Here is a 22,847-nt window from a genome sequence, read left to right on the forward strand (position 1 = left end):
CCGAGCTGGCGGATGACCGCGGCGAGCGCGCCCGCATCGCGCGCGCTGCGCGCCTGCAAGCGTGCGACGGTGGCGGCGAGGCGTTCGCGCGTGATCGGTTTGAGCAGATAATCGACCGCGCCCTTGTCGAACGCGTCGATCGCGTACTGGTTGTATGCGGTGACGAAGACGATCTGCGTCGTCGGGCTCGCATCCGCGGCGGCGGCGGCGACTTCGAGTCCGCTCAGCCCCGGCATGCGGATGTCGAGGAAGGCCACGTCAGGCTGGTGCTCGGCGATCCCTTCGACCGCCGCGCCGCCGTCCTCGCATTCGGCCACGATGTCCAGAGCCGGCCAGACCTCGCGCAGCAAACCGACCAGCGATTCGCGCAGCAGCGGTTCGTCTTCGGCGACGATGCACTTAGGCATGGTTCGCTCCCGATGAAGTGGCATTCGTCGGCACCGTGATCGTCGCGGCGACACCGTTCGGGAAATTCGTCGCGATCACGAACGATGCCGCCGTGCCGTAAGCAAGCTTCAAGCGTTCTTGCACGTTCTTCAGGCCGATGCCGGTGCCGCTCGATTGCGCGTTGAAACCCTGGCCGTCGTCGGCGACGGTGACGACGAGATTGCCCGCGTTTTCGCGCGCGAGAATCCAGATCGTGCCGCCGCCGTATTTCGGTTCGAGGCCGTGCTTGATCGCGTTCTCGACGAGGGTTTGCAGCATCATCGCCGGAAACGCTACCGGCTTGAGGCTTTCCGGCACTTCGATCTGCAGCTTGAGCCGGTCGCCCATGCGGATGCGCAGGATTTCCAGATAGGCGCGCGAGCGTTCGAGTTCCTCGCCGAGCGTGGACAGCGAGTTCTCGGCACGCGGCACGGAAGAGCGCAGATAGGCGATCAGGTTGCCGAGCATTTCGTCGGCGCGCGCGGGATCGGTGCGAGTGAGGATCTGCGCGTTCGCCAGGGTGTTGTAGAGGAAATGTGGCTCGATCTGCGCATGCAGCAGACTGAGCTTGGCCACGGCGAGCTCCTTCTCCGTGCTGGTCTGCTGCGCGCTCGCCTGTTCGCCGCGCCGGCGCTCGGCGATACGGCGCGTGATCGCGCGCGTCAGCGCCTCCGCGTTTTCGAGGTTGGAGCCGTCGTCGAATTGCAGCCAGTCGCTGAAGATGCCGCCGGCCGCCTCGCAGATCAGCAGCGCGCTGCTGGTGCCGTTCGCCGGCGTCAACGTGGCGAGAATCTGGTGGCGGCGCACGACGAGGAAACCGAAATCGATGCCGGCGAAGACGTAGGCCTTGGGCGCCACCGGTTTTTCGATGTGCGCGCGCAGGCTGAGGCTGTCGCGCGTGCTTTCGTCGACGCGTACGTTCGGCAATTCGCGGATCGACGCATCGACGATCGCGAACGCTTCGGCGGCGTCGAACGGAATCTCGATCTGGCGGCGCTGGCGCGGACTCAGCGCGTCCGCATCGATGCGCCCCTTGATCAATTGCACGCGGCGCAGGTGCGCGATCGCATGAACGATCTTCGACGTGAAGAAGCCGACGACCGCGACCGCGAACAGCCAGTCGAGCGGGCGGATGTGCGGAAAGCCGACGGCATGCCAGAGCGCTGTCACGGCCAGCGCCGCGATGAACCAGACCAGCGCCGTGCGAGCGATGAAGAGAAGACCTGCCATGACCGCGAAGTTCCGTCGAAACCGATTGCCGCGCAGCATAGTCGCGCGCATCGCGGATGTATTGCGGTCTGCGACGAAACCGCGATGGCAGCGACGAAGATGCCGTCTGGAGGAGCGAAAAAAGCAATGTTCCGAACGTAAGCCCTCTCCCCCAAGCGAAGCTTGGGGGAGAGGGTTGGGTGAGGGGGCGCCTTTGATCTTTCCGGCAAAATGCGATGGCGCTGAAAAGCAGAAGCGCCCCCTCACCCAACCCTTTCCCCCGCAAAGAGCATGCGGGGGAGAGGGCTAGCATTGCGGTGAAGGTAACGTCGCGCTACTGCCGTTGCGCTGCGTGCTTGCCACCATGCCCATGTCCGACTGCGGGCATCTCGTCGGCGGTGACGTAGCCGTCGCCGTTTTTGTCCAGCTTGGCGAAACGCGCCTGCGCCGCGGCGAGGTACTGGTCGCGGGTGATCGTGCCATCGCTGCCGATCTTGCTCACTTCGCGCTCGGCGAATTCTTCGCCGCGCTTGCCGCGCCGGGCGTCGGCGATCTGCTGCGCGGTGATCTTGCCGGCGTGCTGCGTGTCGATCGCGTCGAAGCGTGCGCTGGCTGCGGACTGGAATTCCGCCGACGAAATCTTGCCGTCGCCGTCGCTGTCCATCTTCTTCAACAGGTGCTCGAACATCGACTGGTGCGTGCTCGGCTCGGCATCGTTCGACTGCGCGAACGCCGCGAACGGCGCGGCGACGAATGCGGCCAGCGCTGCGGCCAAGGTGAATCTGCGGATGCGTGACATGGTGTTCTCCGTTGTGGGAAAGGGTGGCAATGGCCACCCACGACGGATACAACGCCGCTATCCGGCCGCCGTTTACTGCGGCGCGGTAAACGAACGTAAGCGAGCGGGGGATTCTTTGTGCACCGCGAAGGCACCGCGCGCGGGACTGGCGGCGCGCCGCGGCGCTGCCTCCGTCACGGCTGCGGGCGGCGCGTGCTGCGGAACACGCCGAGCCCTTTCTGGTCGCCCTCGTTCATGTACTCGACCGTCATCGTGCCGTTGGCGAACGCGACCGTCGAGCGCGAGCCGGGCATCGCGCTTTCGCCGGGCGGAATCATGAGGAACTCGTCGCCGGCCCAATGGCTCAGATCGAAGGTCGCATTCAGCGGGCCGATGCGCAGCTTGAGCGCATCGCCGTCGACGGAAATGACGGAAGACCCGTAGAAATCGTTCGCATACGTGCCGGCGTAGCGCGCGAGCGGCTGCGCGGGCGTCGCATCGGCCGGCGGCGCGGGGCAGTCGAACGAGCCGTCCGCCTTCGGCGTGCAGGCGTGCTCGCCGATCGGCGCGAGGATCCCCTTGAATGCGCCCGCGTACAACTCGTCCCAGGGCTGGGTGATGCGGCCGAACTGGACGAGGTCGGCGAAGTCGGCGTTCAAGGTTTCCGGCACGCCGATCGGCAGCGCGTTGGTCAGCGTGACGATGCCGACGTCGGCCGACGGAATCAGCGTGTACGCCGTCGCCGCGCCGAGCGCGAACGCGCCCGAATGCGTGAGCACGACGCGGCCCGAGCCGGATTCGCCGACATTGAAGCCGTAGCCGTAGAAACCCGCGCGCGAACGTGGGTTCGAGGGCGCGGCGGAAACGATCTGCGGCGAAGTCGCCGGCAGCAGCGCCGCGCCGGGAATCAGTTGCGTGCCGTTCGCGCAGCCGCCGGCGAGTACCATGTTCATCCAGCGCGCCACGTCGTTGACGCTGGAGCTGACGCCGCCCGCGGGCGACTGCGCATCCGGATCGCGCTGCGACGGCGTGACGACGAATCGATCGCCGTTCTTGACGTGGCCGACCGTGCGGTTCGCGCGCGCAACGAAATCGGCGTAGCGCGAACTCGTTGAACTCATGCCGAGCGGCGCGTACAACGCCTGCTGCGACAGCGTGGCCCAGTCGCTGCCGCTGGCGATGGCGACCGCTTCGGCCGCCGCGGTCATGCCGAAATTCGTGTAGGCGTAGTGCGTGCGGAACGGCGCCAGCGGCGCGTAGCGCAGCTTGTCGAGCATCTGCGCGCGATCGAACCCGAGGTCTTCGAGGAAATCGGCGATGTGCTCGGGCAGGCCCGAACGGTGCGCATACAGGTCGCCGATCGTGACGTTGTTCGTCGCGTACCATTCGGACAGCTTGAATGCCGGCATTAGCTTCTGCACGCGCGTGTCCCAGCCGACCACGCCCTGGCCGACCTGATGCGCGATCACGGTGGCGCCGATCGACTTCGACATCGAGGCGAGCTGGAACACCGTGTCCGCATCGACTGCCACGCCGGTATCGAGACTGCGCACGCCGTAGCCCTTGGCGAATACGGTCTTGCCGTCGCGCACGACGGCGACGGCCATGCCCGGGATGCCGCTCGATGCGAACAGCTTCTGCGCGTACGCGTCGACCTGGGCGACGGCGGCGTCGATCTGCGCGGAAGGAATGTCCGTTCCGGAGAATTCGTTCGGCACCGGCTCTGCGCCGGCCTCGCAGGCAAGCGTGGCCGGTGCGGCCCGCACATGCGCAGTGCAGGAACATAGGCATAGTGCGAGCGCAACAAGCGACCCGCGAAGCATCAAGCTTTTCGACATGACGGTAAGGTGGCCTTGTATTACTGCGTGTATTGTGCCCAGAACACCTCGCGATAGTCTTCGAGCTGATACAGATCGATGGCGTTGGCCATATCGTTGTGGAAATCCAACAGGTCGACTCCGAGTGTCGAGACTACCGGACCGTTGAACTGTACCCACGCGCTGGCCAGATCGGACAAACTGGGCTTGACCGGGCTTACGACATAGAATAAGCCGAGTTGGCGCGGTGTGGGCTTCAGATTCGGGTCCGAAAGCCGTGCCGAAAACATGATGCTGCCGAAGCTGTGCTGGCCTTGCAGGCCGACATTGTTCCACAACTGCGCTACCGCGCTCGGCACGGTCAAGTTGAACAACTCATGGCCGTCGGGCGCGTTCCACACTTCTGTGGCATAGTCTTTCATTTCGTAGCCGTAGGAATCGTTCGATCCAATCATGTGCAGTGCGGTTGGGTCGCTTTTCTGCACGAACTCCAGGGCGCTGATCAGGCGGCCGCCGGTGTTGACCTGATTGGCGAAACCGCTGCTCGAAGTTGCGCTGTAGTAGTGCCCGATATGCACCTTGATTGCGACGACCGGGCCGCCAAATTTGTCGGCCAGGCTGATTCCGAACCAGTTGCTTGGCACATTCGGATTGTTGTTGTCGAAAGTCGGAACGAGGTTGGTCGGAAAATCCCAGTAGTTTTCGTTGTCGTGGCGGTGCCAACGCATTCCGCGGCCCATGAGGTAGGTCAGTTTGCGCACGCCTTGTGTCGGTCCCGGCGACGGTGCCGTGGGCGGTGGATCGAGATGATCGCTGCTCCAGGTGCCGCTGCCGTAGCCTATGTCGAGAAGACTGGGTGCTCCGTACGGTCCGTACCAGAGCTCACGGGTCAATGCGGGCTTGTTCGATGGCGGTGCACTGACGGTCGGGTCCTGCTGGTACTTCCACAGTTCGCGGAAGTCGCGCACGAGCACGGTGTACTCGTTGTTGCGCGCGTTGAAGTCGCGCATGCCCCACCAGGCGCCGGTGGCGATGCCGTCGCGGTACGAATACCTGTTGGAATTCGGTACGTGCTCAAAGTTGCCCGCACTTTGCGCGCGATCGTTCTGGAACGCCTGCAGCGCCTGCGCCAACGTCTCATCGACATAGGTGGGATAGTCTTTGTTCACCTGAGTCCAGATGTCGTGATATTGGCTCACTACGCTGGGTTCGTTGCCATAGGTCGCACTCTCCTTGAGAAAATCGGCAAGGAATGCGAAGTGCAGATTCGCCGCCTGCACGTACAGCGGCAGTACCTTCCACGCGGTGTCGGTGCTGGCGCCGGTGAAGAGCGGAATCAACGTGGTGAATTGACCCTGCAGGGTGCCGGCATAGATGCGAACCTGGTCTTGTGCCTGCTGTCGATCGGCGGGTGTCTTCGCGTCGGTCAACTGTTTGACTGCGCCGAGGTAGTTGCCGACCGCGCCGTGCAGGCCGGCAAGCAATTGCTTGAGCTGGTTCTCGTAGAACGTTTCGATTTTGTCGTCGATCAGCCGCGCGACTTTGTCCTTGATCTGCGCCCACAGGTCCGGGCCGGAGACGGGCCAGAGCAGGCCGACGACTGCGGCAATCACCCCGCCGACATACGGAATCGCCGACAGGCCGACGCCGAGCAGGGTTTTCAGGTCGGTCAGCGGATCGAGGATCGGCGGGTTGTAGTCCAACGCGGCGTTCGATATTTGTGTCGATGAAGCGGCGCTTGGGCTCGTGTCAGCGGCGGCAGCACGCAGGGCGGGCATACTGGTCAGTGGCAACAGGCCGACGGACGATAGGCTGCGCAGCAAAGTGCGGCGGTTGTTGCCGGCAAGGCTCAATGCCTCGGCCCGTTGTGGTTCGCGATCGGTATCGTGAGTCATGACATTCCCCTTCATCCAGGTTGGTTGCGACGGAATTGCGCCGGCTGTCGATCTTCTCTGCAACAAACCAGCGGCTGCAAATGCTGTCCTCAATCTGCAGCGTCGCATTGGTTGCGCAGTATGGAGATATTCCCATGCTCCGCGCATCGCTCAAACGAGTGATTTTCGAGTAGTCCATGATGCGAATCGCTCGTTTGAGCGATTGCACGTAATAGTGTGACATGGCAGCTTGTACCACATGGATGCATCCCCTGAATCGTTTCTCGTCGTCGACGACGAGCCCGCTTTGCTGGCGCGGCTGTGCCGCATCTTGCGCGGGTCGCACGGCAAGGACGCGGTGCTGCATTGCGCCGGCACTCTTGCCGAGGCCAAGGCGATCGCGGCGAACCGCGCGTTCACGATGGCGCTGGTCGACCTCGGCCTGCCGGACGGCAATGGCGTCGAGCTGATCGGCTGGCTGCGCACGCGCGCCGCCGAACTGCCTATCCTCGTGATCTCCGCATGGAGCACCGAGGAAATGATTCTCGACGCGCTGCGCGCCGGCGCGACCGGCTATCTTCTCAAGGAGCGCGACGACGAGGAGATCGCCATGCTGCTGCGCACCGCGCTCAAGGGCGGCGCGCCGATCGATCCGTTCATCGCACGGCGCATCCTCGCGGCAACCGATGTCGCGCGCGCACCGGTGCAGCGCGGCGTGGCGGCATCGGTGGCCGAACAGGAAGCATTGTCGGCGCGCGAGGTGCAGATCCTCGAACTCGTCGCGCAGGGCCTGAGCAATCTCGAAATCGCCGAGCGCACCAATCTCTCGCGCTGGACGGTAGCCTCGCACGTGAAGAGCATCTACGCGAAATTCGCCGTGCATTCGCGCACGGCGGCCGTACGCGCGGGGCGCGGCAGCGGCGTGCTGCGCTAGGGCCTTGCCGCCTTTCCGGGCAGCGGCATGGTCAGTCGCACCAGCGTCGCGCCCGGTTCGGAGCCGATCGACAGCGTCGCACCGAGGCGCCGCGCGCGCGCCTGCATGCTGCGCATGCCGGTGCCCGCGACCTGTCCGGCGAACGGCATTCCGCGGCCGTTGTCGCCGACTTCCAGGCGCAGTTCGCCGTCGCCGTTGTGCAATTCCACGTCGACGCGCTTCGCGCCGCTGTGTTTGAGCACGTTGGCCAGCGCTTCCTGCAGGATGCGCAGCAGATCCAGGCTCTGGGTCGTGGTCAGGTAGACCTTCTCCAGCTCGGCGACGCGCCAGCGCGCGTCGATGTCGCGGGCTTCGAACAGCCTCGCCATGCGGTGGCGCAACGGCGCGAGCAGTTCGGCCAGCGAGTGCTCGCCGTAGTGCTGCGCGGACGCGGTGTCGATGATCAGGCGCAGGTCGTCGCGCAGTTCGCGCAGTGCGTCGAGCATCTTGCGCGAGGATATTTGCTCGGGCGCCTGTTCGAGTTCGGCGATGTTGCCGATCAGCATGCCGCCGAGTCCGTCGTGCAGGTCGTGCGCGAGGCTGACGCGCTCGCCGAGGCGTGCGTGCACGAGTTCGAGTTCGTGCTGGCGCGACAGCGTGGCGGCAAGTTCCGCGCGCGCCTCGGCGACGCCGCGTTGCAGCTCGACGTTGAAACCCTCGATGCGGCGCAGGTTGCGCACGAAATTCCAGGCGAGCACCGCGGCCACGCCGAGGACGGTCAGGTGCTCGGTCAGCGTGGCGTAGTTCGTGGTGTCGCCGATCACGCCGGCGACGCCGAGGGTATCGTGGACGCCCGCACCGAACGCGGCCGCCGCGAACAGCGAGAGGATGCGCTGGTCGTTACGCCCGCCGCGCCAGGCGAACCACAGGAACAGCACGTCGGCGCTGCCGACGACCAGCGTCGACACCAGGTTCGCCAGATCGCGCGCCGTTTTCTTGGCTTCGTGCGGAGCGAGCAGGATCCACAGCGAAACGGCAAGCAGCGCGATCCACACGGCAAGTTCGCGCCGCGGCCAGCGTCGTCCGCAGAAGCGCAGCACGAACATGGCCCAACAACCGGACGACAGCGGCACGGCAATCTCGGTGAGGTTCTGGAACGCGTCGGTAGTGGTGAACGGCCAAGGGCTCGTGGTCACCATGTTCCATGCGATCGGGAACCATGCGAGCTGGTTGGCGGCGTACCAGCCGTATGCCGTTTCGCGCCGTCGCAGCAGCCAGAGTGCAAGAAAGAACAGGCCCACGGTTGCGCCGATGGCCATGCCGATGAAACCGAGATACTGGCGCAGCCAGCGCGCGCCGTCGAAGCGCTCCCGCAGCGCTTCCGCGTTGCCGATCTGCACCGGTCCCAGCCCGGGTTGGTATTGCGAAAAGCCGGAAACACGCACGAGCAGCGTGTTCTCGCCCTCGTGCAGCAACGGCGGCGGCAGCCGCCAATAGCGCGGCACGTTCCACATGCGCGACAGCGGTTCGAGCAGATGCGAATCGCGTTCCAGCAGCGCGCCGTTCACGCGGATTTCGCCGGCGAAGGTCAGGTACTCGACGAACAGCGCCGTGTCGTCCAGCGGCGCGGGTTGATTCCACGTCAGCCGATACCACACCACGCCGTCGAAGCGCGGCCAGCGCAGACTCCAATTGTCGGGCAGGCGCTCGACTGCGACCCAATCCGCATCGGGCGGCGCTTGCGCATTCCAGTCCGAACGGGCAGCTTCGATGCGGACGGGCGACGCGGGCGTTTGCGCCGGGACAGCCGGCGCGATGACCGGCAGCGCGATGAATGCGAGCAAGCGCAGCAGGGTTCTGCCGAAAACGGAACCGCCGCCCCGGCTCGCGACGATGCAGCCGCGTCGAGTTTGCGTCCGCGGGCCGCCGTCGGCTTTGAAGATGGTCTCGGGCATGCAGTCCTCGCGCTGTGGCCGGCGACGCTAGCACAAGGCGGCAGCGCAAAGAATCGCCTGATCGAGCGATGTGTCAGGCCGGCCGGAATTCCGGGAACGCGGTCGAAATGCGCAAGGCGCGGCCGGCGCCGCGCCACCCGCACTTGACGCACGATGTGCACGACGTCGACGAGACGGCGAACCGGCTGCGCGAACAGACCGTGCCCGGCTATGCGGCGCTGAATGCGCGCCTCGGCTGGCGCGGCGCGCACTGGTCCGCCTGGATCTACGGCCGGAACCTGACCGATCGCCGCTATTTCACCAGCGCCACGTTCGGCTTCGCGCTGGTCGCGCTGTATCCGCACGCCGTCGGCACGCTTGCGCCGCCGCGCACGCTGGGCGTCGGCCTGCGCTGGGAGAGGTAGTGCCCTCAGGCGGCCGCCGCGAACGCGTCGCGCGTGAGGTTTTCCGGCGCCGTCTCGCCGCAGGCCACGTCGTCCTCGATGCGGATGCCGCCGTACTGGCGGAAGTGGTCGACCTTGTCCCAGGCGATGTCCTTTGCCTCGGGCCTGGCCTTCAGTTCGGCCAGCAGCATGTCGATGAAGTAGAGGCCGGGCTCGATCGTCACGACCATGCGCGGCTCGAGCGTGCGCGTCATGCGCAGATGGGGATGGCCGGGCGGTCGCGCGATCGTGCCGCCGCTCTCGTCCTTCTGGAAACCGCCGACGTCGTGCACCTGCAGGCCGATCGGGTGGCCCAGACCGTGCGGGAAGAACACGCCGGACACGCCCGATGCCACGGCCGCTTCGGCACTCATGCGGATGAAACCCTGCTCGCGCAGGATGCAGGCGAGGACGTGGTGCGCATGCACGTGCAGGTCGGCGTAATTTGTCCCTTTTTGCACTTTTTCCACAAATCCCTGCTGCGCGGCGTCGACCGCGTCGATCAGGTCCTGGAATTCGCCCGCCTGCTTCGAGGCATGGGTGCGCGTGATGTCGGAAGCGTAGCCGTGGAAGTTCGCGCCCGCGTCGATGACGAACGAGTTCGAGTGCGCGGGCGGCGCGCGGTTGAGATCCATGTAATGCAGCACCGCGCCGTGCTGGTTCAGCGCGATGATGTTGGTGTAGGGCAGTTCGTTCTCGGTCTCGTGCACGGCGTTGAGATAGGCCGTGTTGATGTCGTACTCGCTTGCGCCCGCGCGGAATGCGCGCTCGGCCGCGCGATGCGCGCGCACGCCGAGCCGGGAGGCGACGCGCATCATCGCCAGTTCGTAGTCGGTCTTGTACGCGCGGTGCCAGTGCAGATGGTTCAGCACCTCGGGCGGGTTGTTCGGCAGCATGTTGCCGAGCGCGGCGTTGTCCTCGCCGATCACCGCGCTGCGCTCGCGTGCCGTGGGCAGCAGCGCGAGCGCCTCCTCGGGCTTGCGGATGATCGCGATGTCGAAATGCTCGACCCAGTAGCCGGCCGGCGCGTCGGGCACGACGTGCCAATAGTCGCGCGGCTGCAGGTAGACGAGTCTCGGTTTCTGTCCCGGCGTGTAGACGATCCACGAACCCGGCGCCCGGGTCACCGGCAGCCAGTGCTTGAAGTGCGGATTGACCGCGAACGGATACGGGCGGTCGTCGAGGAACTGCAGGCGCGGCTGGCCGGCGGCGACGACGAGATGATCGCAGTCGGCCTTCGCGAGCGCAGCGTCGCTGCGCTGCTTCAGCGTCGCGAGATGGTCGGGATAGAGCTTGGCGAGCAGGTCGGTCATGACGCGCATCCGCGGATTCGTATGCGCGTATTGTGCCGCAAGCGACGCAGAGAATCCGCAGGATTCTCTGCGTCGTCCCGGCAGGGATTGCCGGGACCCAGACTGCAGGGAAGCCGTAAGTGCGGTATCGCGCAAGTTTGCCAAACTGCCATCCATGGCTCTGGATTCCGGCATTCCATGCCGGAATGACAAGCGGCTATTCCCCCGGTGACCAACTCACGGTCAGATAGCCGGAACGCCCCGGTGTGTTGTAGCCGTAGACGAGTTGGTAGTTCTTGTCGCCGAGGTTCTCCACGCGCGCGCCGAGGCGCCATTGCGGATTGATGATCCAGTTCGCATGCAGGTTGAGGATCGTGTACGAACCGAGTTGCACGCCGCCGTAGTCATTGGAGCGGCCCGAGTAGACGACTTCGGCGCCTGCGCTGAACGCATCGCTCAACTGCGCGTCGAAAACGCTGTTGAATTTCTGCTTCGGTCGGCGCAGCAACTGCGTGTCGGTGTCCTCGTTGCGCGCATCCTGCAGGGTCAGCGTGTTCGTCCAAGAATACGCGCCGGCGCGCCAGTTGTGGGTCAGTTCCAGGCCATCGATCGCGGCATGGGCGATGTTGATCGCCTGGAACGTGGTGCCGCCGGAAAAGTCGATCAGATCGCGCACGCGCGTGGTGAAGGCGCGCGCTTCGAGGCGGTTGGCGCCGTCGGGTTTCCATTCGAGGCCGAGCTCGCCGCTGCGGGAACGTTCCGGATCGAGCAGCGGGTTGCCCGCGTAGTAGCCGTAGTAGCCGGGCGAGTAAAGCTGGCTCAGCGACGGCGCGCTGAACGCGGTGCCGTAGCTCGCGGTGAGGCGCAGGCCGTCGGCGAGTTTGTAGCCGCCGGCGACCGAGCCGGAAAACGCGCCGCCGAAAGCGCTGTCGTGGTCGTAGCGGGCCGAGATTTCGCCGTCGAGCGCATCGCCCTGCGCGTTCCAGCCGGCGAACACGCCGGTGTTGTCGCGCGTCTTGTCGTAGATCGTGTCGCCGCCGAAGGTGTCGAGGCTGCGGCCGAGGTCGTGCACGTAATCGATGCCGGCGATGAGGTGCTGGTTCGCCGCGACGGCGACGTCGTTGGTCCACGACAGTTGTTCGCGCGTGGAGCGGTAGGCCGAACCGAACGCGGCCGTGTCGATATTCTCGCGCGAAGTGCCGACGGAAAGACGATGCTGCCAGTCCGTCGTGATCGCGCCTTCGAGGTTCACGCCGATCGCCTGATCGAGCGTGTGCGAAATGCCCGGGCCGTAGGCGCCGTTGTCGAAGCTCTGCGTGCCGATGCTGCGCAGCACGCTGGCCGAGAGCGTCTGTGCGCCGAGCCGGTACCAAGTTTGGGCGGTCTGGCTGTGGTTTTGGAATGGATTGTCGTCCGGGTTGTAGACGTAGGGGCCGGCGAGCGGGTTCGACGCGGAGAATCCGTCGACGTGGCGGCCGCCGGTCTGCACCGAGAATCCGCCCGCGTCGCCCTGGGCGCCGTAGCCGACGCTGCCGTCGGCGCTGCCGTAGCTGCCGGCGCTCGCGGCGAGATGCGCGCCGTCGAGCCTGCGCGTGAAGATCTGGATCACGCCGCCGACCGCGTCCGAACCCCAGTAGCTCGCGCGCGGGCCGCGCACGATCTCGATGCGCTCGACCGCGTCGAGCGGCAGGTTTTCGAACGCGAACGCGCCGGTGTTGTTCGAGGCGACGCGCACGCCGTCGACCAGCACGAGCACATGATTGGAGTTGGTCCCGCGCAGGAACACGCTGGTCTGCTGGCCCGCGCCGCCCGTGCGCGCGACATCGACGCCGGCTTGCAAGCGCAGCACTTCGAGCAGGTCGGGCGCGTTGGTCTTTTCGATGTCGGCGCGCGTGATGACCGACACGTCGGCCAGGCTCGCATCGACCGTCTGCGCGACGCGCGAGGCGGTGACCTCGATGGTCGGCTGCAATTGCGCTTCCTGCGCCTGCGCGGTGGAGGCATGGATCAGGCCGCCGCCAAGCGCGGCGCCGACGGCGAGGGACAAAAGGGATTTTTGCGACATTGGCTACTCCGGAAGCACACCCGCTGGGATGCGGCGGCGGAGGTTTCGGAGAGGAGTAGCGGCGTGCGGACGACGCGCGATACGCCCGTCCGTTGCCCACCGCAACGCCGCAAGCTGTGGGATCGCAACGCGATCCCGACGCAGGCCGGTCTCCGGGCTTGCAAGCCGACGTCCTGCGACGTCGTTTCGATCGCCTTCCCATGCATGGCACAGTGGCGCGATGATCGAAGTGAACTTGCTTACCGTTGCGGGGGCAGCGCCGGAGTCACACCGGCTTCCCGTTTCACCCCGGCTTGAGAATTCGGCCCGGGCACCTGCGAGGCGCGCAGTGTAGAGAGGCGGCGGTGGTGAAGCAAGCATCGCGGCCGTGCATTTCCTGATCAGCGCTCAACCTCAGCTGACGTCTCGGCAGAGAATGGCTTTGGCTCGTCATTCCCGCATGCTTCTGGCGGGAATCGAGTGCCTTTTGCTTCTCATCGCACCAACAGCAAGAGCCAAGTCGCTGGATTCCCGCCAGAAGCATGCGGGAATGACGGGCAAAAGCGAGACGATCATTCATTCCTGATCGGTGCGAGCCATTACTTCGAGCAACTTGCCTTCGTCGTCCACGCGCAGCACGATCTCGATCGGCTTGCAGCAGACCGCGCAATCCTCGATGTAGCTTTGCGATCCGGCGGACAGGTCGACCTGCGTCTCGAAGCTCTCGCCGCAGTACGGGCAATCGATGCGCACGAATTCGAGTGCCGTGTCGCTCATGCTTTGCGGTCCTTTTCCGGCAGGAACAGCATGATCAGATCGTTGAGGAAGCGCTGGCCCGATTCGGTCGGTTGCAGCCGGCCGTTTTCCGGCGCAAGCCAGCCGCGGCGCACGGCTTCCTCGACCTGCGGCCGGATCGCATCGAAGCCGAGGCCGGTCGTCGCCTGGAAATCCGCCAGCGCAATGCCGCCGGTCAGGCGCAGGCCGTTGAGCATGAACTCGAACGGCAACTGTTCGCGTGCCACCGCGTCGTCGCCGCCGATCACACGCTCCGACCTCGCATGTTCGAGATAGCCGCGTGGCGCGCGCACCTTCCACCGACGCCGCACGACAAAACCCTCTCCCCCAACGGTTTCATCGTTGGGGGAGAGGGTTGGGTGAGGGGGGGCTTTGGTCTTTCCGTCGCCCACGGTGATCTTCCCATGCGCCCCCGCGCCGATGCCGAGATAGTCGCCGAAATGCCAGTAGTTGAGGTTGTGGATGCTCTCACGCCCCGGTCGCGCATACGCCGACACCTCGTAATGACCGAAACCCGCCGCCGCGATGCGTGCCTGACAGGCTTCCTGCATGTCCCACGCGCCGTCCTCGTCGGGCAGTGGCGGCGGGTTCGCGGCGAAGGGCGTGTTCGGTTCGAGCGTGAGCTGGTAGTGCGAGAGGTGCGGCGTGCCGAACGCGATCGCCTTGTCGATATCCGCGATCGCGCCGGCCAGCGTCTGCCGCGGCAGCGCGTACATCAGGTCGAGGTTGAGGTTGTCGATGCCGTCGTCCTGCGCGCGCTTGATCGCGCGCTCGGCCTGGCGCGCGTCGTGGATGCGGCCGATGCGCCGGAGCGCGTCGTCGTCGAAGCTCTGGATGCCGAAACTGATGCGGTTGACGCCGGCGCGCCGGTAGGCGGCGAAATCGCCGTGCTCGACCGTGCCCGGATTGGTCTCCATCGTGATCTCGACGCCCGGCGCGAAATCGAGACGAGCGTGCGCGCCGTCGAGAATGCGTGCGATGTGCTCCGGCGAAAACAGGCTCGGCGTGCCGCCGCCGAAGAAGATGCCGAGCAGCGGCCGGCCCTGCGCCAGCGGCAGGTCGCGATCGAGATCGGCGAGCAGCGCATCGACGTATTCGCGCTGCGGCAGCGCGTCCGGCGCGTTGTGCGAATTGAAATCGCAGTACGGGCATTTGCGTACGCACCACGGGATGTGGATGTAGAGCGAGAGCGGCGGCAGCAATGCGGAAGACGTCACGAGCGGAGTGGTCGATGGATCGAGTCGTTGCGCGCAGCCGATCGTGGCGATCCGCTGCGGACAACGCTCAAACGCGCCCGGCGATGGGCAGCGCGGCGCCGGTGATCGCCTGCGCCTGATCGGACAGCAGAAACACGATCGTGGCGGCGACCTGCTCCGGCCGCACCCAGCGGCTGAAATCCGCGTCCGGCATGTCCTTGCGATTCGCCGGCGTGTCGATGATCGTCGGCAGGATCGCGTTCACGGTGATGCCGCGATCCTTCAGTTCCTCGGCCAACGCCTCGGTCAGTTTCGCGACGCCGGCTTTCGATGCCGCATAGGCGCCCATGCCCGTGCCGGCCTTGACAGCGCCGGCCGCGCCGATGTTGACGATGCGTCCCGCCTTGCTCGCGAGCAGCAGCGGCAGCGCGGCCTTGCATGTGGCCACGGCGGTGCGCAGGTTGACGTGGTAGAGCAGGTCCCAGGTGGCGAGCGAGCCGCCTTCAAGCGTTTCCCAGCGGAACGTGCCGGCCACGTTGACGACTGCGTCGAGGCCGCCGAGTTTGGTGCCGATCGCCGCGAATGCTTTGTCCGCTGCATCGGACGAAGCGAGGTCCACGCCGCCGAATTCGTGCAGGCCGGGCGTGGCTCCGCCATGCAGATCGGCCTGGTCGATTGCCGCGACCGTCGCGCCGGCCGCCAATGCCGCGCGCACGACCGTGCTGCCGAGGCTACCCGCCGCACCCGTCACCGCGATCTTCCTGCCATCGAGACTCATGCTCTCCACCTAGCCGCATCCAATGGATCGTCGAGAGCAAGCATAGCCGGAAACGGGCGACGCAACGGTAGTCCAATGAGACGATAGTGACGCCGCGCCGCGGCGCCTAGAATGGCAGTGGTTGGAGCAGGACAACGGCGGCGTGAACGACTTGAGCGGCAAAATCATTCTAGTCACCGGTGGCGCCAAGGGCATCGGCCGCGGCATCAGCGAGAGCTTCCTCGCGCGCGGCGCGCAGGTTGTCGCCTGCGGGCGCGAAATGCCCGCGGAACTTCCGCGCAGCGGCGATGCGCAGGCGCGTTTCATCGTGGCCGATGTGCGCGACGCCGATGCGGTCGAGCGCCTGTTCGTGCAGATCGAAGCCGACTACGGCGGACTCGACGTGCTCGTGTCGAACGCGGGCGGTGCTCCGTTCGCGCTCGCCGACAGCGCTTCGCCGCGTTTCCACGAGGCGATCATCCGCCTGAACCTGATCGCGCCGCTGCTGCTCGCGCAGCGCGCCAACGCCATCATGCAGAAGCGCGCGGGCGGCGGCACCATCGTGTTCGTCGCCAGCGTCAGCGGCCTGCGCGCCTCGCCCGGCACCGCGGCCTACGGCGCGGCCAAGGCGGGCGTGTTGAGCCTGGTTCAATCGCTCGCGGTGGAATGGGCGCCGAAGGTGCGCGTCGTCGCGGTGAGCCCCGGGCTCGTGCACACGGAAAAATCCGCGTTGCATTACGGCGACGAACAAGGCATCGCACAGGTCGCCGCGACCGTGCCGCTACAGCGCATGGCCACGCCCGCGGACATCGGCGCGGTCTGCGCGTGGCTCGCATCGAGCGACGCCGGCTATGTCAGCGGCGCGAATCTCCTCGTGCACGGGGGCGGCGAGCGCCCCGCCTTCCTCGCGGCGGCCACGGCGAACATCGCGCCGCCATGAGCCTGCATTGCCTGCGCGTCGCCGAGGTGGTCGCGGAAACCGCCGACGCGCACTCGCTGATCTTCGCGATTCCACATGAACTGCAAGCCGCGTTCCGCTACCGTGCCGGCCAGTTCCTGACCCTGCGCGTGCCGCACGCGGCGGGCGCGTTGCTGCGTTGCTATTCGCTGTCGAGCAGTCCGGCCTTCGACGAGGCGCCGCGCGTCACGGTCAAGCGCGTCAAGGACGGGCGCGCATCGAATTGGATATGCGACCACGTCGCGGCCGGCGACGAACTCGATGTCGCCGCACCGGCCGGGCGCTTCGTCGTGCGCGACTACGCCGCCGACCTGCTGCTGTGCGCCGGCGGCAGCGGCGTCACGCCGGTGTTCTCGATCCTGCGCACGGCCTTGCGCGAGGGCAGCGGCCGGATTTTCCTGCTGTACGCCAATCGCGACGAGCGTTCAGTGATCTTCCGCGATGCGCTCGCCGCACTAGCGCGCGAGAATCCGGCGCGCCTGCAAGCCGTGCATTGGCTCGACAATGTGCAGGGCCCGCCCACGGCCGCGCAACTCGCCGCGCTAGCTGCGCCGTGGCGGCATGCGCAAACCTATGTCTGCGGGCCGACGCCGTTTATGGCGCAGGTTGAGAGCGCGCTCGACGACATCGCCATGCCACGCGCCCAGGTCCACATCGAGCGCTTCGTGCCGTTCGCCGACGGCGCGAGCGAAGCCGATGCCGCACGCATCGAAGGCGACGCGAGCGACGCGGCCTGCGCGATCGAAGTCCACCTGGACGGCCGCGTGCATCGCATTGAAGGCGACAGGCAGACGCCGCTGCTCGAAGCGCTGCTCGCCGCCGGCGTGGACGTGCCGTACTCGTGCCAGTCCGGGCAATGCGCGGCCTGCATGTGCCGCCTGCGCGAAGGCCGCGTCGAGATGCGCGTCAACGACGCGCTCGACGCGGACGACCTCGCGCAGGGCTGGATTCTCGCCTGCCAGGCGCTGCCGCGCAGCGAAACCCTCGTCGTCGAGTACCGTTGAGATGAGCGAATCCGTGCTGCCCGATCCGCCCACGATTCCGCGCCTGCTGCGGCAAACCGCGGCGCGCTGGCACGCGCACCCGGCGATCGAGGAAGACGGCGAAACCTGGACCTGGGGCCAAGTCGAGACGCAGGCCATGACGGCCGCGCGTGCATTGCTCGCGCACGGCATCGCGCACGGCGACCGCGTCGCGATCTGGGCGCCGAACTGGCGCGAGTGGATCGCCGCCGCGCTCGGCATCCATTGCGTCGGCGCGGTGCTGGTGCCGATCAACACGCGCCTGCGCGGCGCGGAAGCCGCCGACCTTCTCGCGCGCAGCGGCGCGCGCGTGCTGTTCACGGCGGGCGAATTCCTCGGCGCGGACTATCCGGCCATGCTGGCGCGGCATCGCCCCGCCGGGCTCGAACGCCTGATCGTGCTGCGCGGCGCGCGCGAAGGCGAGGAAGGCTGGGCGGACTTTCTCGCGTGCGGCGCAGAGATCGATCCGGCGCAGGCCGCCGCGCTCGCCGCCGCGATCGGCGCGGATGATCTTTCCGACCTGATGTACACCTCTGGCACGACCGGGCGCGCCAAAGGCGTGATGAGCGCGCACGGTCAGAACCTTGCGATGATTTCGCATTGGGCGCGCGCGATGGAAATGTCGGGCGCCGACCGTTACCTGATCGTCGCGCCGTTCTTCCATTCGTTCGGCTACAAGGCCGGCTGGCTGGCCGCGCTGATGCACGGCGCGACGATCCTGCCGCATGCGGTGTTCGACGCCAAACGCATCCTCGAACGCATCGCGCGGGATCACGTCTCGGTGTTGCCCGGCCCGCCCACGCTGTTCCATTCGTTGCTGGCCGAACCCGCGCTCGCGAGCACCGACCTGTCCTCGCTGCGCGCGACGGTCACCGGCGCGGCGAGCATTCCGCCGATCCTGATCGAACGCATGCGCAATGACCTCGGCTTCGGCATCGTGCTGTCCGCCTACGGCCTGACCGAATCCTGCGGCTTCGTGACGATGAGTGCGCGCGGCGATGCGCCGGAAACCGTCGCGCGCACGAGCGGACGCGCGATGCCCGGCGTCGAATTGCGCCTCGTCGACGTGGCCGGCAACGAGGTTGCGCGCGGCGAGCGCGGCGAGGTTCTGGTGCGCGGCGTCAACGTGATGCACGGTTATTTCGAAGACGCGGCGGCGACCGCGCAGGCGATCGACGCCGACGGCTGGCTGCACACCGGCGACGTGGGCATCCTCGACGCGGACGCTTGCCTCGCCATCGTCGACCGGCTCAAGGATATGTACATCAGCGGCGGCTTCAACTGCTATCCGGCCGAGATCGAGAAGCAGGTCGCAGCGCATCCGCTGATCGCGCAGGCCGCCGTGGTCGGCATCGAGGACGCGCGCCTCGGCGAAGTCGGCTGCGCCTTCGTCGTGTTGCGGCCCGGCGCCGCGCTCGACGCGCCCGCGCTGATCGCCTGGTGCCGCACGCAGATGGCCAACTACAAGGTGCCGCGCGAAGTCGTCTTCGTCGATGCGCTGCCGGTGAACGCAGGCGGCAAGGTGCTCAAGACCGAACTGCGCTCGATGCGACGCGCTTAACCCGCACTTCTCGCGGCCCTTTCCGCGGCGGGAACCTCGCCGTCCTCGGACAGCGTGCCGACGCTGTTGAGCAGCACGCGCACGAGCATGGTCTGCCGCGTCACCCCGGTCTTGGCGAAGATCGAGCGCAGGTGCGCGCGTGCGGTGTTGCGCGCGATGCGCATCACCGCGGCGGCTTCGTCGAGGGTCAGGCCGTTGGCGAGATGATTGGCCAGCACCGCCTCCGCCGCGGTGAGGCCGAACAGGCGCCGCGTGGTTTCCTGCGAGGAACCGACGCGGCGTTCGGGATCGCGCAGGAAGATCGCGACCGCGGGCCGCCGCCGGCCCTGCGACCAGGCGCCTAGCGGAATCGGCCGCACCAGCACGCCGAGCCGAACGCGCCCCGAAGGTCGCGACACCGGCAGCACTTCGTCGCTGGCCTGCTCCGCCACGACCGCGCCCTTGAGCGCCTGGCGGATCAGGCGTTGGATCTCGTTGTCCTCGCGGCCGAACTCCGCGCGCAACGTGCCTTCGCAGAGGCGCAGGCCGTCCTTCTCGGCGAGGATGTCGCAAGCGATGCCGTTGCTGCGCATGATCGCGCCGGCCTCGTCGAGGATGACCACCCCGACCAGCAGATGCTCCATCGTCTGCGCATACATGTCGCGCTCCATCCCGAGCGCGTCGAGTTGCGCGTGCGTATCGATCGATACCTTCAAGTGCGGCAGCAACTCGTCGCAGATGCGGCGTTCGCGCGCGCCGAATTCGCCGGCGGCGGCCGAACGGCTGACGCGGAAGCGACATTCGACGCGATTCTCGGTGAGGATGTCGGCGCCGAGGATGTAGCGCACGTTCAGCGGTCGGATGTACTTGCGGTAGAACTCGCTGCGTTCCCACTCGGCCGCGCCAACCACTTCGTCGACGCTGACCACGCGATGCGCGGGCAGGCCGGAAAACGGATCGCGCGTGAACACCGAATAGTACGAATAGCCGCCGCGCCAAGCCTTCACGCCGTCGCGGGACGCGTCGATCGTCAGCGCAGGGCTGTGCGGCGAAGGCTGGCGCAGCACCAGCGCGGCATGGTCGGCCTTGAGTTCCAGGCGCAGGCGATGCAGCGCGTTGGCCCAGGGCGTGCTCTCGCGCGGCCCGCTGTGGATCAGCAATGCGAGGTCGACGCTGTCGCCTTCGTCCGTGTGCGCGAGCGTGGCAAAGCCATGGGCATGCCACTCTTCGGTGTCTGCGATCCACGGCGAGAAGTTCGAGATCATGGTGCGGTTCGATGCGGACGACGACGGCAGCATTGCTGCATCGCCGCGGCATTGCAAGGTTGTGCGCACAATGGCCGGGCGGAATCCCGAGCCGCGGCCTATCGCGTCGCGCCACCAGGCAACCAGCCGATTTTCGCCAGCGCCGTCCACGGCAGGATGCTGGCGTGCGTGCGCCGCTGCGTCTGGGTTCCGCCGTACACCAGCCGCTTGTCCCAGCGTGCATCGTCGAAGGCATCGAGGTGGCGCAGGAACTCCGCTTGCATGGTTTGTCCGGCCTTGCACTCGACCAGCACGCCGCGCGGGTGGCCGGGAATCAGCGCATCGATTTCCGCGCCGCGGTTTTCGCGGTAATGGCGCAAATCGGAAGGAAGGCCACGATGCAAGTGCCATTTGTGGATTTCGGACACGACGAAGCTCTCGAACAACGCGCCGCGCAGCGGATGCGTGGCCAGTTGCTCCGGCGCACGCAGGCCGAGCAGCGAGCAGGCCAGGCCCGTGTCGCAGAAATGCAGTTTGGGCCGCTTGACGAGCTGCTTGGTGACGTTGCGATGGAAGGCGGGAGTCTGGAACACGAGGTAGCTCGCTTCCAGCACGCCGAGCCAGGCGCGCGCGGTGTTGTGCGACACGCCCGCATCGGCGCCGAGCTGGCTCAAGTTCACTTCCTGCGCGGTGCGCCCGGCGCACAGGCGCACGAAGCGGCTGAACGCATCGAGGTCGCCGATCTGCGCGAGCTGGCGCACGTCGCGCTGGATATAGGTGGTGAAGTAATCGCGCAGCCAGCGTTCGTGCGGGATGCGTTCGACCAGCGGGCACGGATAACCTCCGCTGAAGATGGCCTCGTCCAGCGTGGCGGGCAGCGCGGGTCGCTCCTGCAGCGAGAGCGGCAGCAGCACCAACATCGCCGTGCGCCCGGCCAGCGACTGGCTCACCACCTGCGACAGCGCGAGGTTCTCCGAACCGGACACGATGAAGCGACCCTTGCGCGGGTCGCGGTCGACCGCTTCCTGCAAATAGCCGAACAGCGCGGGCGCGCGCTGCGCCTCGTCGAGGATCACGCCGCGCTTGAACTGGGCGAGGAAGCCGCGCGGGTCTTGCATCGCATACTCGCGCGTGTCCAGCGGTTCCAGCGAAATATACTCGTGGCGCGGAAAAGCCATGCGGCACAGCGTGGTTTTGCCGGACTGGCGCGGGCCGGTCAGGGTGACGAGGGGATACTGCTTCGCGGCTTCGAGCAGGGCGGTACGCAGCGTGCGTTTGATGGCGTCGGCTGCCATGCATAAATTGTAATTATCACTTACAAATTATGCAAACCGTAGTTGTCCTTCCGGTGCCGGCGCCTGCCCAGTGGTCGTGCTGCGCCCGCTCAACCCTGCGGAATTTCGAAAAGCGCCGCCGCGCCCATGCCGCCACCGATGCACATCGACACGACCACGTGGCGTACGCCGCGGCGCCGGCCTTCGAGGATGGCGTGCTGCACGAGGCGCGTACCCGACATGCCGAAGGGGTGGCCGACGGCGATCGCGCCGCCATCGACGTTGAGGCGCTCGTGCGGAATGCCGAGCCGGTCGCGGCAATGGATCACCTGGCAGGCGAAGGCTTCGTTGATTTCCCACAGGCCGATGTCGGCGATGGCAAGGCCGTGACGCGCGAGCAGTTCGGGAATGGCGAACGCTGGGCCGATGCCCATCTCGTCGGGTTGGCAGCCGGCGACCGCGGTGCCGCGATGCACGGCGAGCGCGACGAGCCCGCGTTCGCGCGCGAGATCGGCATTCATCACGACCACAGCAGCGGCGCCGTCGGACAGTTGCGAGGCGTTGCCGGCGGTGATGTGCGCGCCCTGTTGCACCCAGCGCCCGTCCTTGAACACCGGCTTGAGCGCGGCCAGCGCTTCGAGGGTGGTGTCGGCGCGCACGCCTTCGTCACGGGCGAGCGTCACCGTCTCGTGGCCGGCGGGTTTGCCTTCCTTGTCGAACAGTTGTTTTTGCACCGTGATTGGCACGATCTCGGCATCGAAGCGCCCGGCCGCCTGCGCTGCCGCGGTGCGCCGCTGGCTTTCGCAGGCGTAGGCATCCTGCGCCGCGCGCGAGATGCCGTAGCGCTGCGACACGATTTCGGCCGTCTCGATCATCGGGATGTAGCCGCACGGCTCGGCCGCGAGCACGGTCTGCGAGATGGCGCGATGCGTGTTCTTGTGCGCGTTCTGCACCAACGAGATCGACTCGACGCCGCCGGCGACGACGATGTCCTGGTCGCCGACGCGGATGTTCTTGCTGGCGATGTCGATGCTCATCAGTCCCGACGAGCATTGCCGGTCGACGGTCATGCCGGGCACCGTGTCGGGCAGGCCCGCGGCGTAGACGCACAGGCGCCCGAGGTTGTAACCCTGCGTGCCTTGCTGGGCGGCGCAGCCGACGACGACGTCGTCGACCTCGCGCGCGGCGATGCCCGCGCGCGCGATGGCCGCGCGGATCGCATGGCCGCCGAGCGCGGGCGCCTCGGTGTCGTTGAAGGCGCCGCGATACGCACGGCCGATGGCGGTGCGCGCGACGCTGACGATGACGGCATCACTCATGTTCGTTTCTCG

18 protein-coding genes, 1 pseudogene and 1 riboswitch are annotated in these 22,847 nt (G+C 66.8%); of the genes and pseudogenes, 5 read left to right on the forward strand and 14 right to left on the reverse strand.

Annotated elements, in window-relative coordinates:
• Nucleotides 1-40: 40 nt before the first annotated feature.
• The 5 genes and pseudogenes from QM741_RS08975 to QM741_RS08995 form a co-directional block, all read right to left on the reverse strand.
• Nucleotides 41-407 (reverse strand): annotated as a pseudogene (locus QM741_RS08975) (LytR/AlgR family response regulator transcription factor); the annotation flags it as partial.
• Nucleotides 400-1,656, reverse strand: a complete 1,257-nt coding sequence (locus QM741_RS08980) for a sensor histidine kinase (protein ID WP_415207371.1) — start codon at nt 1,654-1,656, stop codon at nt 400-402. The gene QM741_RS08980 and the pseudogene QM741_RS08975, both read right to left, overlap by 8 nt.
• Nucleotides 1,657-1,969: 313 nt before the next feature.
• Nucleotides 1,970-2,434 (reverse strand): EF-hand domain-containing protein, encoded by a 465-nt coding sequence (locus QM741_RS08985; protein ID WP_415207372.1) that lies wholly within the window; start codon nt 2,432-2,434, stop codon nt 1,970-1,972.
• 173 nt (nt 2,435-2,607) lie between these two features.
• Entirely contained in the window at nt 2,608-4,179 is a 1,572-nt protein-coding gene (locus QM741_RS08990) for a serine hydrolase (RefSeq protein WP_415207373.1), read from the reverse strand.
• 92 nt (nt 4,180-4,271) lie between these two features.
• Nucleotides 4,272-6,140 (reverse strand): insecticidal delta-endotoxin Cry8Ea1 family protein, encoded by a 1,869-nt coding sequence (locus QM741_RS08995; RefSeq protein ID WP_415207374.1) that lies wholly within the window; start codon nt 6,138-6,140, stop codon nt 4,272-4,274.
• A gap of 223 nt (nt 6,141-6,363) precedes the next feature.
• On the opposite strand from QM741_RS08995, the gene QM741_RS09000 reads away from it, so the two are divergent.
• Nucleotides 6,364-7,038: a response regulator gene (locus tag QM741_RS09000; protein ID WP_415207375.1), complete on the forward strand. Its 675-nt coding sequence runs from the start codon at nt 6,364-6,366 to the stop codon at nt 7,036-7,038.
• Here the strand turns inward: QM741_RS09000 and QM741_RS09005 are convergent.
• Nucleotides 7,035-8,972, reverse strand: coding sequence for an ATP-binding protein (locus QM741_RS09005; RefSeq protein ID WP_415207376.1), 1,938 nt, complete (start codon nt 8,970-8,972; stop codon nt 7,035-7,037). The genes QM741_RS09000 and QM741_RS09005 overlap by 4 nt on opposite strands.
• A 107-nt stretch (nt 8,973-9,079) precedes the next feature.
• Here QM741_RS09005 and QM741_RS09010 point away from each other — a divergent pair, with 107 nt between their 5' ends.
• Entirely contained in the window at nt 9,080-9,376 is a 297-nt protein-coding gene (locus QM741_RS09010; RefSeq protein WP_415207377.1) for a hypothetical protein, read from the forward strand.
• A gap of 5 nt (nt 9,377-9,381) precedes the next feature.
• Here the strand turns inward: QM741_RS09010 and pepQ are convergent, their stop codons facing one another.
• From pepQ to QM741_RS09035, 5 genes are all read right to left on the reverse strand, one after another.
• Entirely contained in the window at nt 9,382-10,707 is a 1,326-nt protein-coding gene (gene pepQ / locus QM741_RS09015) for a Xaa-Pro dipeptidase (protein WP_415207378.1), read from the reverse strand.
• Between the two features lie 196 nt (nt 10,708-10,903).
• Nucleotides 10,904-12,751: a TonB-dependent receptor domain-containing protein gene (locus QM741_RS09020; RefSeq protein WP_415207379.1), complete on the reverse strand. Its 1,848-nt coding sequence runs from the start codon at nt 12,749-12,751 to the stop codon at nt 10,904-10,906.
• A gap of 125 nt (nt 12,752-12,876) precedes the next feature.
• Nucleotides 12,877-13,084: riboswitch (cobalamin riboswitch) on the reverse strand.
• A gap of 222 nt (nt 13,085-13,306) precedes the next feature.
• Nucleotides 13,307-13,507 carry a CPXCG motif-containing cysteine-rich protein gene (locus tag QM741_RS09025; RefSeq protein WP_415207380.1) on the reverse strand — a complete coding sequence of 67 codons (201 nt, stop codon included), beginning with the start codon at nt 13,505-13,507 and terminating at the stop codon, nt 13,307-13,309.
• Nucleotides 13,504-14,742 carry a radical SAM family heme chaperone HemW gene (gene hemW, locus QM741_RS09030; RefSeq protein ID WP_415207381.1) on the reverse strand — a complete coding sequence of 413 codons (1,239 nt, stop codon included), beginning with the start codon at nt 14,740-14,742 and terminating at the stop codon, nt 13,504-13,506. Before hemW ends, QM741_RS09025 begins: the two co-directional genes overlap by 4 nt.
• A 67-nt stretch (nt 14,743-14,809) precedes the next feature.
• Complete coding sequence (locus QM741_RS09035; protein WP_415207382.1) at nt 14,810-15,499, reverse strand: SDR family oxidoreductase; 690 nt, start codon at nt 15,497-15,499, stop codon at nt 14,810-14,812.
• A gap of 142 nt (nt 15,500-15,641) precedes the next feature.
• On the opposite strand from QM741_RS09035, the gene QM741_RS09040 reads away from it, so the two are divergent.
• From QM741_RS09040 to QM741_RS09050, 3 genes are read left to right on the forward strand one after another with little or no spacing between them, the layout of a single operon-like run.
• Nucleotides 15,642-16,418, forward strand: coding sequence for an SDR family oxidoreductase (locus tag QM741_RS09040; protein ID WP_415207383.1), 777 nt, complete (start codon nt 15,642-15,644; stop codon nt 16,416-16,418).
• Complete coding sequence (locus QM741_RS09045) at nt 16,415-17,440, forward strand: 2Fe-2S iron-sulfur cluster-binding protein (protein WP_415207384.1); 1,026 nt, start codon at nt 16,415-16,417, stop codon at nt 17,438-17,440. The genes QM741_RS09040 and QM741_RS09045 overlap by 4 nt, the downstream gene beginning before the upstream one ends.
• Before the next feature lies 1 nt (nt 17,441).
• Nucleotides 17,442-19,019, forward strand: a complete 1,578-nt coding sequence (locus QM741_RS09050; protein WP_415207385.1) for a FadD3 family acyl-CoA ligase — start codon at nt 17,442-17,444, stop codon at nt 19,017-19,019.
• Here the strand turns inward: QM741_RS09050 and QM741_RS09055 are convergent.
• The 3 genes from QM741_RS09055 to QM741_RS09065 all read right to left on the reverse strand — a co-directional run bounded on the left by QM741_RS09055 (nt 19,016) and on the right by QM741_RS09065 (nt 22,835).
• Complete coding sequence (locus tag QM741_RS09055; protein ID WP_415207386.1) at nt 19,016-20,263, reverse strand: helix-turn-helix transcriptional regulator; 1,248 nt, start codon at nt 20,261-20,263, stop codon at nt 19,016-19,018. The genes QM741_RS09050 and QM741_RS09055 overlap by 4 nt on opposite strands.
• 98 nt (nt 20,264-20,361) lie before the next feature.
• On the reverse strand, nt 20,362-21,537 hold the full coding sequence (locus tag QM741_RS09060; protein WP_415207387.1) for an ATP-binding protein: 1,176 nt from the start codon (nt 21,535-21,537) through the stop codon (nt 20,362-20,364).
• A gap of 89 nt (nt 21,538-21,626) precedes the next feature.
• Nucleotides 21,627-22,835 carry an acetyl-CoA C-acyltransferase gene (locus QM741_RS09065; protein ID WP_415207388.1) on the reverse strand — a complete coding sequence of 403 codons (1,209 nt, stop codon included), beginning with the start codon at nt 22,833-22,835 and terminating at the stop codon, nt 21,627-21,629.
• Between the last annotated feature and the right edge of the window lie 12 nt (nt 22,836-22,847).

Source organism: Rudaea sp. (genome assembly GCF_047601565.1).
GTDB lineage: Bacteria > Pseudomonadota > Gammaproteobacteria > Xanthomonadales > Rhodanobacteraceae > Rudaea.